At 63.3% G+C, this 12,277-nt stretch carries 13 protein-coding genes; 8 read left to right on the forward strand and 5 right to left on the reverse strand.

Going from position 1 to position 12,277, the window contains the following annotated elements; genetic code table 11:
* Positions 1 to 3: 3 nt before the first annotated feature.
* The gene (mobF, locus tag DFR49_RS03815) at positions 4 to 3,063 is read left to right on the forward strand and encodes a MobF family relaxase (RefSeq protein WP_119034474.1); all 3,060 of its coding nucleotides are present in this window, start codon (positions 4 to 6) and stop codon (positions 3,061 to 3,063) included.
* 182 nt (positions 3,064 to 3,245) lie between these two features.
* Positions 3,246 to 3,485, forward strand: a complete 240-nt coding sequence (locus DFR49_RS22445) for a thermonuclease family protein (RefSeq protein ID WP_342768466.1) — start codon at positions 3,246 to 3,248, stop codon at positions 3,483 to 3,485.
* A 103-nt stretch (positions 3,486 to 3,588) separates the two neighbouring features.
* On the opposite strand, the gene DFR49_RS03825 is transcribed toward DFR49_RS22445, so the two are convergent.
* Positions 3,589 to 4,140 (reverse strand): Ros/MucR family transcriptional regulator, encoded by a 552-nt coding sequence (locus tag DFR49_RS03825; RefSeq protein ID WP_119034475.1) that lies wholly within the window; start codon positions 4,138 to 4,140, stop codon positions 3,589 to 3,591.
* A 365-nt stretch (positions 4,141 to 4,505) separates the two neighbouring features.
* On the opposite strand from DFR49_RS03825, the gene DFR49_RS03830 reads away from it, so the two are divergent.
* The 3 genes from DFR49_RS03830 to DFR49_RS03840 all read left to right on the forward strand — a co-directional run bounded on the left by DFR49_RS03830 (position 4,506) and on the right by DFR49_RS03840 (position 6,739).
* A complete protein-coding gene (locus tag DFR49_RS03830; protein WP_119034476.1) occupies positions 4,506 to 5,120 on the forward strand; it encodes a hypothetical protein in 615 nt (204 codons plus the stop codon).
* A gap of 89 nt (positions 5,121 to 5,209) precedes the next feature.
* Entirely contained in the window at positions 5,210 to 5,788 is a 579-nt protein-coding gene (locus tag DFR49_RS22175; RefSeq protein WP_119035253.1) for a hypothetical protein, read from the forward strand.
* A gap of 15 nt (positions 5,789 to 5,803) precedes the next feature.
* Positions 5,804 to 6,739 (forward strand): nucleotidyl transferase AbiEii/AbiGii toxin family protein, encoded by a 936-nt coding sequence (locus DFR49_RS03840; protein ID WP_119034477.1) that lies wholly within the window; start codon positions 5,804 to 5,806, stop codon positions 6,737 to 6,739.
* Positions 6,740 to 6,956: 217 nt separating this feature from the next.
* Here DFR49_RS03840 and DFR49_RS03845 read toward each other — a convergent pair whose 3' ends face one another.
* Both DFR49_RS03845 and DFR49_RS03850 read right to left on the reverse strand, forming a co-directional pair.
* Positions 6,957 to 7,181: a hypothetical protein gene (locus DFR49_RS03845; protein WP_119034478.1), complete on the reverse strand. Its 225-nt coding sequence runs from the start codon at positions 7,179 to 7,181 to the stop codon at positions 6,957 to 6,959.
* Between the two features lie 12 nt (positions 7,182 to 7,193).
* Positions 7,194 to 7,529, reverse strand: a complete 336-nt coding sequence (locus tag DFR49_RS03850) for a hypothetical protein (RefSeq protein WP_119034479.1) — start codon at positions 7,527 to 7,529, stop codon at positions 7,194 to 7,196.
* 364 nt (positions 7,530 to 7,893) lie between these two features.
* Here DFR49_RS03850 and DFR49_RS03855 point away from each other — a divergent pair, with 364 nt between their 5' ends.
* From DFR49_RS03855 to DFR49_RS03865, 3 genes are all read left to right on the forward strand, one after another.
* Positions 7,894 to 8,271: a PRC-barrel domain-containing protein gene (locus DFR49_RS03855; protein WP_119034480.1), complete on the forward strand. Its 378-nt coding sequence runs from the start codon at positions 7,894 to 7,896 to the stop codon at positions 8,269 to 8,271.
* Positions 8,272 to 8,369: 98 nt separating this feature from the next.
* Complete coding sequence (locus tag DFR49_RS03860; protein ID WP_211325797.1) at positions 8,370 to 8,933, forward strand: 3'-5' exonuclease; 564 nt, start codon at positions 8,370 to 8,372, stop codon at positions 8,931 to 8,933.
* Positions 8,920 to 9,279, forward strand: coding sequence for a VOC family protein (locus DFR49_RS03865; protein ID WP_119034481.1), 360 nt, complete (start codon positions 8,920 to 8,922; stop codon positions 9,277 to 9,279). The genes DFR49_RS03860 and DFR49_RS03865 overlap by 14 nt, the downstream gene beginning before the upstream one ends.
* Before the next feature lies 1 nt (position 9,280).
* On the opposite strand, the gene DFR49_RS03870 is transcribed toward DFR49_RS03865, so the two are convergent.
* The gene (locus DFR49_RS03870; protein WP_119034482.1) at positions 9,281 to 10,441 is read right to left on the reverse strand and encodes a metallophosphoesterase; all 1,161 of its coding nucleotides are present in this window, start codon (positions 10,439 to 10,441) and stop codon (positions 9,281 to 9,283) included.
* Positions 10,442 to 10,682: 241 nt separating this feature from the next.
* Positions 10,683 to 12,263, reverse strand: a complete 1,581-nt coding sequence (locus DFR49_RS03875; RefSeq protein WP_119034483.1) for an alkaline phosphatase D family protein — start codon at positions 12,261 to 12,263, stop codon at positions 10,683 to 10,685.
* Positions 12,264 to 12,277: the final 14 nt, after the last annotated feature.

Raw genomic sequence — 12,277 nt, forward strand, 5'->3', positions numbered from 1 at the left:
GCCATGCTGTCGATCGCGCCCGTGCGCTCGGCCGGCGGAGCCGCCGGCTATTTCGCCAAGGACAATTACTACACTTTGGAGGAGTCTTCCGAAGCGAGCGCATGGGCCGGGGAGGGCAGTGCCGACCTTGGCCTCGCCGGCGATGTTGCCAAGGAGCCCTTCGAAAAGATCCTCAACGGCGAGCTGCCCGACGGCGAAAAGGTCGGGCAGGTCGAGAACCGTCGACCCGGTCTCGACATGACCTTCTCGATGCCGAAGTCCGCATCGGTCATGGCCTATATCGCCGGCGACAAGCGAATCCTCGCGGCGCACATGGAAGCGGTCAAGGCAACCATGAGTTGGGTCGAGAAGAACCTCGCCGAGGGCCGAAAGGACATCGACGGGCGCAAGGTGCCGATCCGGACAGGCAATCTCGTCTATGCGCTGTTCCAGCACGACACGAGCCGCGCGCTCGACCCGCAAGGCCATATCCATGCCGTGATCGCGAACCTGACGAAGATGGCCGACGGCAAATGGCAGGCGCACCACAATAGCGCGCTCTGGAAGAACAACAGCGTGATCGGCTCGATCTACCACGCCTTCTTTCGCGAGCGGATCGAGAAGCTCGGCTATGAAGTCACGCCGGCGGGAAAGCACGGGACATTCGAGATCGCCGGGGTGCCCAAGCAGGTTCTCGAACTGTTCAGCCAGCGGCGTGCGGTCATCCTCGGCAAGGCGCTCGAGCTTGGTATACGAACGGTCGAGGGTCTGCGGGAAATCACCAAGACTACCCGCGATCCGAAGCTCAGCGTGGGCGATCGCCAGGCGCTCGGCCAGGAGTGGATCGACAAGGCCGCAGCGGTCGGGTTCGACGGCAAGGACCTGATGGCGGCGGCCATCGAGCGCGTATCGCGCAATCCGGACCGCGGCATCATGGCGCGGGGGTATGAAGCCGTCAGCGAGGCGATCAGCTCCGCGCGCGGCCTGGTCGCCAACTTCCTGCGCCCCAACGACCCATTGGTCGATCGCGGGCTTGCGCGTCTCACCCAGTCACCTGTCGAAGCCCGTGCGCAGCTGGCCGTGGCTTCGGCAGTCCGGATCCTCTCTCAGCGTGAGGCGGCCTGGGAGCTGAATGTTCTGGCGAAGACCGCACTCGACCTGCGCCTCAAGGGTGTGACGATAGAGCATGTCGAGAACCGGATAGGGAGCTTGCTGGGCAAGGGCGCGCTCATTCCGGGCAAGTCCGATCGCCACGACGGGCAGATCACCATGGCGACGACACCCGAGGCGCTCAGGACCGAGGAAGCGATCATCTCCGAGATGGAAAAGGGCAAGGGTGCGGTCGAGCCGATGGTCGCCGAGGCCGACGCGCCCGGCCGGCTCCAGGCCGAAGCGCGGGTGACGCTCAATGCAGGACAGCTCGCCGCAGCCGCGATGATCGTCTCGTCGCGCGACCGTATCGTTGCGGTTCAGGGGATCGCAGGGTCGGGCAAATCGACCATGCTGCAGGCGGTGGTCGACCTCGCGCAGTCGGTCGCAGGCGTGGCGAAGGCCGAGGGCCGCAACGTCATCGGGCTCGCGTTCCAGAACAAGATGGTGCGCGATCTGGAGGAGGGGGCGGGCGTGAAGAGCCAGACCATCGCGTCCTTCATCCTGCGCCATCAGCATTTCCTGCATCATCCCCAGGGGCCGCGCTTCGAGGCGCTGCGCGAGCAGATGAAGAACACGGTCATCCTCGTCGACGAGAGTTCGATGGTTTCCAGCGAACAAACGCTCAAGCTCGAGCAGATCGCCAATCTCCTCGGCGTCGAGAAGCTTGCCCTGATCGGAGACCGGCAGCAGATTTCCTCGATCGATGCCGGCAAGGCGTTCGCGCTACTCCAGGCCGCCGGCGTGGCCATGGCGAGGATGGTCGAAAATCTTCGCCAGCGCACCGACACCCTGCGCACGGTCGCGGGGCTCGCCGATCACGGGCGGGCGGGCCAGGCGATCAAAACGCTCGGCGACAATGTCATCGAGGACAAGGACCATATCGATCGGGCGGCCGACATGTGGCTCGCGCTGGAGCCCGAGGAACGCGAGAAGACCGCGCTCTTCGCATCGGGGCGCGAAGCGCGCGAGCAGATCAACACGCGGATCCAGGCGGGCCTCGCCGCGGAAGGGACGCTCGGGTCGGAAAAGCTGGCACTCACCATCTACGAGAGAGTCAACCTGACCCGCGAGGAGCTGCGCTACAGCCAGAACTGGCGGGAAGGGCTGAAGCTCGACGTGATGTTCAGGACGGAGGAACTCGGGTTGGACAAGGGGCAATATGACGTCGTGAAGGTCTACAAGAACGGCAAGATCGAGCTCGCCGATGGCCGGCGTCGTATCAAGATCGATCCCCAGCGCCTCTCGCCTGAAGCCAAGGATGACAGGCTCGGCCTCGCCGAGCCCAAGGACATCGCGATCCATCCCGGCGACAAGATCCGCTGGACGGACACCGACAAGCCCCGGAAGCTGGATAACGGCGCGCTCGCCCAAATCGTCGGGATAGACGCTGACGGCGTGACCGTCGAAACCGCGTCACGCGAGCAAGTCGTGCTGCCGCATACCGATCCGATGCTGTCGCGTCTCGACCTCGCCTATTCGCTGAATATGCATATGGCTCAGGGCATCACCGTTGACAAAGCGATTGCCGTAATGTCCGCCTTTGAGCGCTTTCTGTCGAACCAGCGCCTGTTCAACGTCATGGTCACCCGTGTGCGCGACGCGCTCACGCTCGTGGTCGATGACAAGGAAAAGCTGATCAACCAGATCGAAAACACGCCCGGCAACAAGACGTCGTCGCTGGAGACGACGGGGAAGATCGACGTCGACGCCAGGAAAGGGCAGTTGCACGAGGTTGTGGATTTCGATCCGGGAGATTTCCCGCTCGATGATCTCGCCGCACCGCTCGATGGCTGGGCGCCTGACAATCCCAATCCGGAAAAGAACGGCGAGCGCGCCAAGCCCGGCGCGGACCTCAAGGCCCCCGAACCCGAGGAGATCGACTTTGACAGCCTGCCCCCACTGCCCGAGCGGACATTGGGGTTGGACCTGTGACCGGCCGGTGTCTCGCCCTGAACTTGCTGATAGGGCTAGCGATCCTACCCGGCTGCGCCGAGGCGGCGGAGCGGGATAGGGCCAATGCCGTGCCGTGCACCCGGCCATATGTCCACGATGGCGACTATATCCGGTGTGAGCCGTTCGGTCGATCGCGGCTCTACGGCATCGACGCGCCGGAAATGCCGGGCTCCTGCCGGCCCGGCAGAAAATGCGTCTCGGGTGATCCCTACGATAGCCGCGACAATCTGCGCGCGCTGGTTGCGAAGGGCGATGTCATGTGTCGCCAGCTCGACACCGACCGCTACGGACGGCCGATCCTGCAATGCTGGAACAAGGATGGCGATCTCTCCTGTCAGCAGGTCGAGGCCGGTCATGCCGTCCCGCGATATGGGTCGTTGAAATGTCCGTCCCGGAGATGATCGCGTCGTTCGATCGATCTCGAGGTATCAGCCGAACATGTCGGGCGCCGCCGCCGTCGCCCATGAAATGGCCCCGGCCCGCTGTTGGGCTAGACCTCCTCGTTTATTGCGTGTCGGCGTCGCTCGTTGGCGTAGGTGTCGGTTTGAGACCCGAGCGCTTTGCACGAGGCGCTCGGCCTTGACCGTTTTCTGGCGTAGCACTCTTGCTTGCTGGCGCCTTTCTCGTCTTGGGCGGCTGGGCAGGCGCCACCTTCGGCTTGCGGCCGAGACCGATCTTTTTGGCAAGTGAGCGGCGCTGTTCGGCATAGTTGGGCGCTACCATCGGGTAATCCGCAGGCAGGTTCCACTTCGCGCGATAGTCGGCTGGCGTGAGTTGATAGTGCGTCATCAGGTGCCGCTTCAGCATCTTGAGCTTTTTGCCATCCTCCAGACACACGATGAAGTCGGGCTTCACCGAAGAACGGATCGATACGGCGGGCTCCTGTTTTGCTTCCGGCACTGCATCGGCTTTCCCGAGACGACTAAGTGCATCGTGCACATTATGGATCAGCAATGGCAGATCGCCCACGGCGACACTGTTGTTCGTGACATGCGCGGCCACGATGTCTGCGGTCAAAGTGACGAGTGTGCTGTCGCGTTCGGTCGCTTCGGTCATGCTTTGCTGGCTTTCCACGCTTTGCAGGGAGGGGCAGTGAGACAGGCTGGCTAGCCGGAAGTGGCTTTCTTCGCAACAAGTGGAGAAAACGTTCGGCATTCCTGAGATGAGCGCGGAGCCCGAATTGTTGGGAGAAGGCAAATCCTGAGCTGGATGCCTGATGACGTTCATTCCGTTCACCGCCAGGATTCTACCGGGTCCGGTCATCTCGCAACAACCACAGATCGACCAAGTGTCGGATGACGGCTGTGTCACTTTACCAAGCGCTCCGAGGTAAAGTGACACGAGTGGCAAAACGCTGTTTCGTCGTTTCTATGAGCGATTGGGGGATTCACAAGAGTCGTACTTTGTGCTTGATTCGTTCCATGCTCCAGCCCGATCTCTTTGCGCCATCTATCCCAACCCCGGCGCCAGCGCGCGCGGCAGGCCTGCCGGATATCGTCCGCATGATAGCAGAGCATTCGACACGGCCGCGCTACACCTTCATGGTGCTCGATCTCATCGCCCGGGTTGCCCGACCGAATGGAGAGGCTGGACCTCTGGTTCGTGAAGGCGAGACCCTGGTGCCGATCCGGGAATGGTTGGCCGCGACGATCGCGCCGAGCGGCGCGCGACATCACCAGCGCCGCGCCACCATCGAGAAGATCCGGGCGGAACTTGCTACTCGGGGAGAACTGCCAGGCGATCGGACAGATGCCGATCGCCTGGTCGAGGCGCACCTTGGTGAGCGTATCCGCGAAACCGGCATGACCGCGATTAGCCGGGCGGTGTCGGAGTTGGTGAAGGCCGGCCTGATCAGGCGGCATTACCAAGGCTTTTTCGTGGACCATGAGAACCGCGGCGCGCAGCGCCATGCGGTCTATACGGTCACGGACGAAGTCCGAGCTGCGCTTCAACCGAGCATCGCCACCAGCGAAAACCGGCGGCAACCCTATGTACGGGGCGCGCACGGTCAGCCTCGAGCGGCGGCGGCGCGGTAGGATCGCAACTTCGCTGCATGAATTTTTAATGAGATTAGTTGCAAGTTCTGGGCCGGAAGCCTATCTGCCAAGGCATGGAAACGGGAAGCATGTCCGCTCTTGCGCAACTCAAGCGCCACCTGCGTCCAGGCCAGGTTTACCGCCGCAAGGATCTGGCGCGCTGGTCGAACGCGGTCGATCGCCATGTTCGCCAGCTTATCGGGGAGGGCCGGCTCGAGAAGGTGTGGGCGGGCGTCTACATGACGCCGCGTAGAACCCGGTTCGGCGTCGCGCCCGCGAAGCCCGAAAAGCTCGTCGAGACATTTCTTGGCGACGATCGGTTCCTGCTCGTCTCTCCAAACGCATTCAACGGGCTTGGCGTGGGCACGACCCAGCTCCACAACGAGCCCGTGGTCTATAACCGCAAGCGACATGGCCGGTTCAAACTGGATGGCCGGACGTACGATTTCCGGATGCGGCCGTCGGTACCCAGGCGGCTGTCCAAGGAAGTCCTGCTTGTCGACCTCCTGCACAACATCGACAGGCTGCCCGAGGACAAGGCGGTGATCCTTCCCCGCGCGCTGGCCAAGGCTGCGGAGATGGATCGTGGGCAACTTGCCCGTGCGGTGAAGGAGTACGGTTCGGCCCGCGCCGAACGGCTCCTCGCGCCCGTGCTGCAACCGGCCTAGATTGCTGCGGCCGCCATGCTCCTGCACGACAGCAAGGACTTTTCCGACCTCCTCGCGGTGGTTGCGCGCGAGCAGGCCATCGATCCCGGTCTGGTCGAAAAGGACTATTGGATCATGCATGGCCTGTGGGGATTGCAGCAGCTGGGCTTTGCCTTCGAGCTCAAGGGCGGCACCTCGCTGTCCAAAGGCTACGGTCTGATTCATCGCTTTTCGGAAGATCTCGACCTTCTGATCCACCCGGACGGTGACCTGCCGACGGGCAGGAACCAGAACAAGCCGGTCCATGTCGATGCGCGGCGGGCTTTCTACGATGGCCTGGTGCCGAAGCTGGCGATCGCCGGCTTCGAAGGCGCGGAACGCGACAATGCATTCGACGACAGCCGGATGCGCAGCGCCGGGATTCGTCTCCACTACCCCAGTGCCTACGCGCTGCCTGAGGGCGTCAAAACGGGCATTTTGCTCGAAGCGGGCTTCGATCAGGTCGCGCCAAACCGGCCCTGCCTGATCAGTTCATGGGCTTACGACAGGGCCGTTGCATCTGGCCTGAGCGGACTGACCGACAACCGCGCTGTCGACGTGCCCTGCTACGAACCCGGATACACGCTGGTCGAGAAGCTGCAGACGATTTCGACGAAGTACCGCAAACATGTCGAAGATGGCAGTATGCCGCAGAATTTCCTGCGCCACTACTACGACGTCTATTGCTTGTTGGCGGACCCTGGCGTCCAGGCGTTCATTGGCTCGCCGGATTATACCGCCCACAAGGATGCTCGGTTTCCGGCGGCCGACAACAAGAATATCGCCGAAAACGCGGCCTTTCAACTCGAAGACCCGGCAACCCGGGAGGTGTTTCAACGGGCATATGAAACGACCCGCGCGCTCTATTATCGCGGACAGCCAGCCTTCAGCGACATCCTCGCGAAGATTGGCGAGCATGCCGCGCGGCTTTAGGGCGGACTGCAGGCGAGGCCGACCTTGTTATGCATGAACAGAGCGGACGGCGATGTCGTGGCTCTCCTTGAAGCTGCACAAGATCTACACGTCGTTGCTCACTGTGGACCTCGCGGCCGCCCGGAGCCTGATATTCCAGCTTGCTCGATCGCGAACCGGAACATCGGCCGATAGATACGGTGGCGCAATGGGAGCTCGTACCGAATTCTTGATAACCCTATCGCTCCCAGGCCGGCTTCGGCACCTGACGCACGACTTTCCAGCCGTGCCCGCGTTCCCGCTCCAACTCAAACCAGCCGATCTCCTCCTCGAATGGTGGAACCTCGTCGGCCTCGAACCAAGTCCAGGGCCGGCTGCGACTTCCCGGCCGGATGAAGAATCTGGCCGTGATGTCATCGGAAATCTTCAGCCGTTCGAGCTTGGCGATCTTGCGTTCCGGCATGATGGCGACCCGTCAGCCGAGCAGGCCGGGGATGAGCGGCAGACAATCTCCTGGCGGCGCCGCACGGGCCGCATTGGCGGCAGCCGCCACCGTCACCCATTCCATGCGCCAGTCGAGACGGAGAGTGTCGCAGTCGCCGTCTCGTTGAATCCGGGTGATGGCGGCGCCTTCCTGGCTGACTGCGAAACGGCAGGCATCATCATCTCCATAGGCGGCCTCGACCAGCGTACCGTCGGAAAACGATAGCCAGCACCGTCCGGCTGCGTCAGCTGGCACTGCCAGTTCGGCCTCGATGTCGCCCATCACCCTCAGTCTGCTGCGGTTCTCGCCGCGGATCGTCACGCTCATACGCCGGTTCCTCATTGTCGATTCGCAAGCGCGCAGCTATGGAACAAATAAGGAACATAACCAAGGTGGTTGCGACAGATTGCTGCCACTAGGCAAGACCCTGCGCATCAGTCTGCTGATTGTCTGGCGCTGCGGCGCAGTCTGGGCGTGGACGCCGCCAACCGCTCGATCGTGCGGTGCCCAATTGGCAGTGCTTCTCGACGCCGCTTGGGCGACGGGACTCGCCTGTGTCCGGCAGCACCTCGACGCCCGGTCTGTCGCTTACCGGATTGGCGGGGCGTCTGGTCGCTCCTGTCACGCCATTGAAGCCTGTGGATACCACCTGTGGGTCGGCGGGGGGACGACTCGAAGCAGGAGACTCCTGATGACTGACACCGATAACGCTATCGCCACCGATGAAACCGACCGGCTGATCGCCTCCAACAAGGTTGAGGGCACCACCGTCTACAACGACGAGGGCGAGAAGCTCGGCAGCATCTACAACTTCATGGTCGACAAGGTCTCGGGCGAGGTCGAATACGCCGTGCTCCAGTTTGGCGGTCTGTTCGGTCTCGGCGCGGATTACTATCCGCTGCCGTGGGACTTGCTCACCTATGACACCGAGCAGGGCGGCTATGTGGTCGATCTCGACAAGGAGACGCTTGAGGCCGCGCCGCGCTACAGCGATGAGGAACCGCGCTACGACCGCGCCTATGGTGAACAGGTCTATGGCCATTACGGGCTGACCTATCCCGGCATCTGACCGACGCTGCTTCCAAACTCATCGGGAGCATCTGCTCGACCGGTGGCGCAGCCAGACTGCGCCGCCGGGTTTTCCCCCCATCTCGGTTCGCCACTGTCATGCGTTTGATCGCGATCGATTTCGAAGCCTCCTGCCTGCCGCGCCATGGCCGGTCCTACCCGATAGAGATCGGTATCTCTGAGGACGGTGACACGAGCCGCTCCTGGCTGATCCGTCCGCATCCGCACTGGTCCGGCTGGACTTGGACGAAGGAGGCCGAGCGCATTCATGGCCTATCGCAGGCGCGAGTCTGGTGCGACGGCTTGCCCGTGGGGCAGGTCGCGGCCGAACTGGCAGAGGCGCTCGACGGCGCGGCCCTGATCGCCGACAGTCCGATCGACGGGTATTGGCTGGAGACGCTGTTCGAGGCCGCCGCGCGGCCATGCCCGATCCCGTTCAGACCGCTGCGCGAGATTCTGGATGAGCTGGGCCTTGCGAGCGATACAATTCTGGCCGCGCAGGCGCGTGTCGATGCACGGCCATTCGGCAAGCACCGTGCCGGCGAGGACGCCCGGTGGCTGGCCGCGCTGCTATGGGAACTGGGTGCGTCACCGGCGCCGGATCGCCCACTATTCGCCTGGTCGAACGATCAGGTCCGGAGAGAAATGAATGAAGCCGCATAAGATCTACACCTCATTGCTGACCGCCGACCTCGCGGCGGCCGAAGCCTGGTATTCAGCGCTGCTCGGCCGAGGGCCGGATCATCGGCCGATGGCGACGCTCGTGCAGTGGGAGCTTTCCAATGCGGGAGGCCTGATGCTTTCGGACAGCGACGAGATCGCCGGCAGGGGCGTGATGTTCCTCTATGTCGACGATGTCGCCGCCGAGCGCGACAGGCTGCGAGGCCTGGGTATCGTGCTCGGGGACGACATCGAGGGCGACTATTCGACGTTGGCGCAGGTCCGCGATCCTGACGGCAACCTCGTCACGCTGGCGACGCCGCCCTCCCGGCGCTTTCCACCGGCCTAGCCTATCGGAGCAGTTGAGGCGGGAAATCCAGCTCGAAGTCCGAATAGCGCGGTTCCGCCCCGAATGTGCGTTCCCCGTCCCGGCCGGCATAGCGGCTGAGCAGCGGCGAATAGGTGTAGAAGTGCATCTTGCGCCGCTCGGTGTCGAACGCGATGAAGCGCAGCCAGCCGGCCCCTCCATTGGCTGAGCCGGGTGTGCCGTCGGGGCCGACTGTGTTGCCCTGATAGTCCTGGAGCATCTGATAGACCGGATGGCCGGCGTCGTTGCGGTCGACCCGCAGATTCTCCCCTTGCGACACGCCGTCGACGGTCGGTGTCCAGTTGTGGCCTGACAGAATCAGGAAGATTTGGGCGTTCCGGCGGATGAAGCGATTCCAGACCTCGTCAGGAGGGAGGTGGTCGGTTCCAGCGAAGTAACTTTGATAGCCATTGGAGCGTTCGGTTCGGCCGGTGGCGGCAGGCAGGAGCCATTCGTGCGTGGTGACGATGATGGGTAGGCCGGGATGGGCGTCGATCACCCCTTGCGCCCATTCGAGCGCCGCAGGCGTCGGCTGCATCTCAAGCGACAGGTGCAGGAAGCGCCGTCCAGCGCCGGTGAAGAACTGGTAACTGTTCAGCCCCTGGTTGAACGCGCCGCCATACCAGGAGCGGCCCGCGAAATAGCGAGATTGCGGCCCGAAATAGAGATCCCATACCCTTCCGCCGGAGAGGGGCCGGCCGGCGCCGGGACCGTTCCCGTCCAGCCACCAGCTATAATTGTCATAGTCGTGATTGCCGGGCGACATGCCGAAGGGAATCCCGGAATGGCCGAGCACCGAGATCGCCCGATTGGCGATGTCCCATTCGGCGCGGGTGTCCCAATAGCGGTAGCGTGGCGTGGCGTCGGTTCCGATCTGCTGACGAAACCGGCCGTCGCCATGCTGCACGATGTCGCCGACGAAGGTGACGAAGGCTAGGTTCTTCTCATCGCGAGTGTCCACCAGATACCGCATCTGTTGGACGAATGTGTCCTCGCCGCGCGGCTGCGGGAGAGTGGCGTCGGCGTAGTTCTGCGTGTCGGGCACGACCGCCACAGTGAAAATCTCGGCCGAGGCCGGCAGGGCGGCCGCGAGCAGGGTCGCGCCGGCAAAGATGGCGAACAAGCGGCGGCTGAGCAGAAGCATGTCATTTCCTTGCGCTATAGGACGACGTGCATCGCCTATCGCCGTGACTTAGTCGTGACGGCGGAGAGGTCGCGCCAATGAGCATACTACTTGGCAGCATCGTTGCAGGTTACGGTGGATGTGAAACGTGTCTCCGTGCGATCATCGTTCAAGGCCGTGTCCCGAAATATCGGTACGACCGGAGTGCTGGCGGAGCATCTGCCATTGACCAGGCACTTCCAGCACCGTGCCGCCAACCGGGTTATACCATGTGCAGTCGGGGCGTGTCGGGAGTTACAGCGAAGCGCGCGAGGGTGCTAAGCCGCCCTCCGGGTGCTTGCACCTGGTCCATGACCTTCAAGTCGGTGCGCCATTCCGCTGGTGCGATATCGAAGATCTGATAGCCGCGCTGCTGGTTCATGAGCTCGAAATGGGGATTGTAGCGAAGATAGGCCTGTCTGGCCGCGCTGTCCGCCACTCCATCACCGCCGGAAGAAATCGACGTGCCGAGGAATTCCGTTGCGGCCGCTGGCCCGTCCAATTCTTCGTCCCGCACGGGGACGACCCCGACGTTGTGGATGTGGGCATCGCCCGTGGCGATGACGACATTCGTCAGATTGCGCTCCCTGATCGTCTGCACAAGGCGGGCGCGAGCTACGGGATAGCCGTCCCAGGAATCCGCGGCGACAGGTGCCGGGCTGCCGTCCGGCCTGCGCCGCACGAGCGGCATAACGCGCACCTGCTGGGCGATCAGGTTCCAGCAGGCATCGTTGCGAAGCCCGTCGCCGAGCCAGGCCTCCTGCGCCGCACCCAGGATGGTCGAATCCGGTCCATCCTCCCGCCGGCAGGCCTGCTCTTCAGGCGTCTCGCAAAGCTGGTCGCTGCGATAGCTGCGCGTATCGAGCACATGCATACGCAGCAGCCGGCCATAGTCGAGACGACGATACATGGTCAGGCCGTCCGGGCGCGGGAACTGTGCCTTGCGCACGGGCATATGCTCATACCAGGCCTGCATGGCGGCAAAGCGGCGCAGGAGGAAAAGCTCGGGCGTGGTCCCGTCCTGATCGGCGACGGCTGCCCAGTTGTTGTCCACTTCATGATCGTCGAACGACGTGATGAACGCGGCGGCATGATGGGCGGCTTTGAGATCTGGGTCGGCCTTATATTGGGCATAACGACCTCGATAATCGTCCAGGCTGTAAATCTCGTCGCTCGCATGAGTGCGATCGACCACCCGGCCAGCACTGTCCTTGATGACGTAGGAACTGGCTTGCCCACCTTCGTAGATATAGTCGCCATAGTGGAAAACGGCGTCGAGATCCGGCTCCTGGCTCAGATGGCGCCAGGCGTCGTACCAGCCCTGCGGATAGGATTGGCAGCCGGCAAGACCGAGGCGCACGCGGTCCGGCAGCGTACCGGCGGCAGGCGCGGTTCTAACCCTGCCGACCGGACTTGCCTCCGCGCCTTCGACGAGGAAGCGATACCAATAGGGCCGCCCCGCTTGCAGACCCGCGACTTCGATATGGACGCTGTGCGCCAGCTCCGGGCGGGCGATCGCCTCGCCGACACGGACGATGCGCGCGAACCGTTCGTCCTCTGCCACTTCCCACCGTACCGGCACGCCAAGGGCCGGCATGCCGGCATGCGGCTCCAGAGGTCTGGGCGCGAGGCGGGTCCAGATGACGAAACCATCCGGCCAGGGATCGCCCGACGCGACGCCGAGGGCGAAGGGATCGTCGGCGAATTTCGGGGCGGCCCACGCCCGCGCGAACGGGTCGAGTCCGGCAAACAGTGCAAGCCCGCCTGCGGACTTGAGGACGGCTCGGCGATCAAAGGTCGACATGAAGCACCTGTAGA

Source organism: Hephaestia caeni, assembly GCF_003550065.1.
Lineage (GTDB): Bacteria > Pseudomonadota > Alphaproteobacteria > Sphingomonadales > Sphingomonadaceae > Sphingomonas > Sphingomonas caeni_A.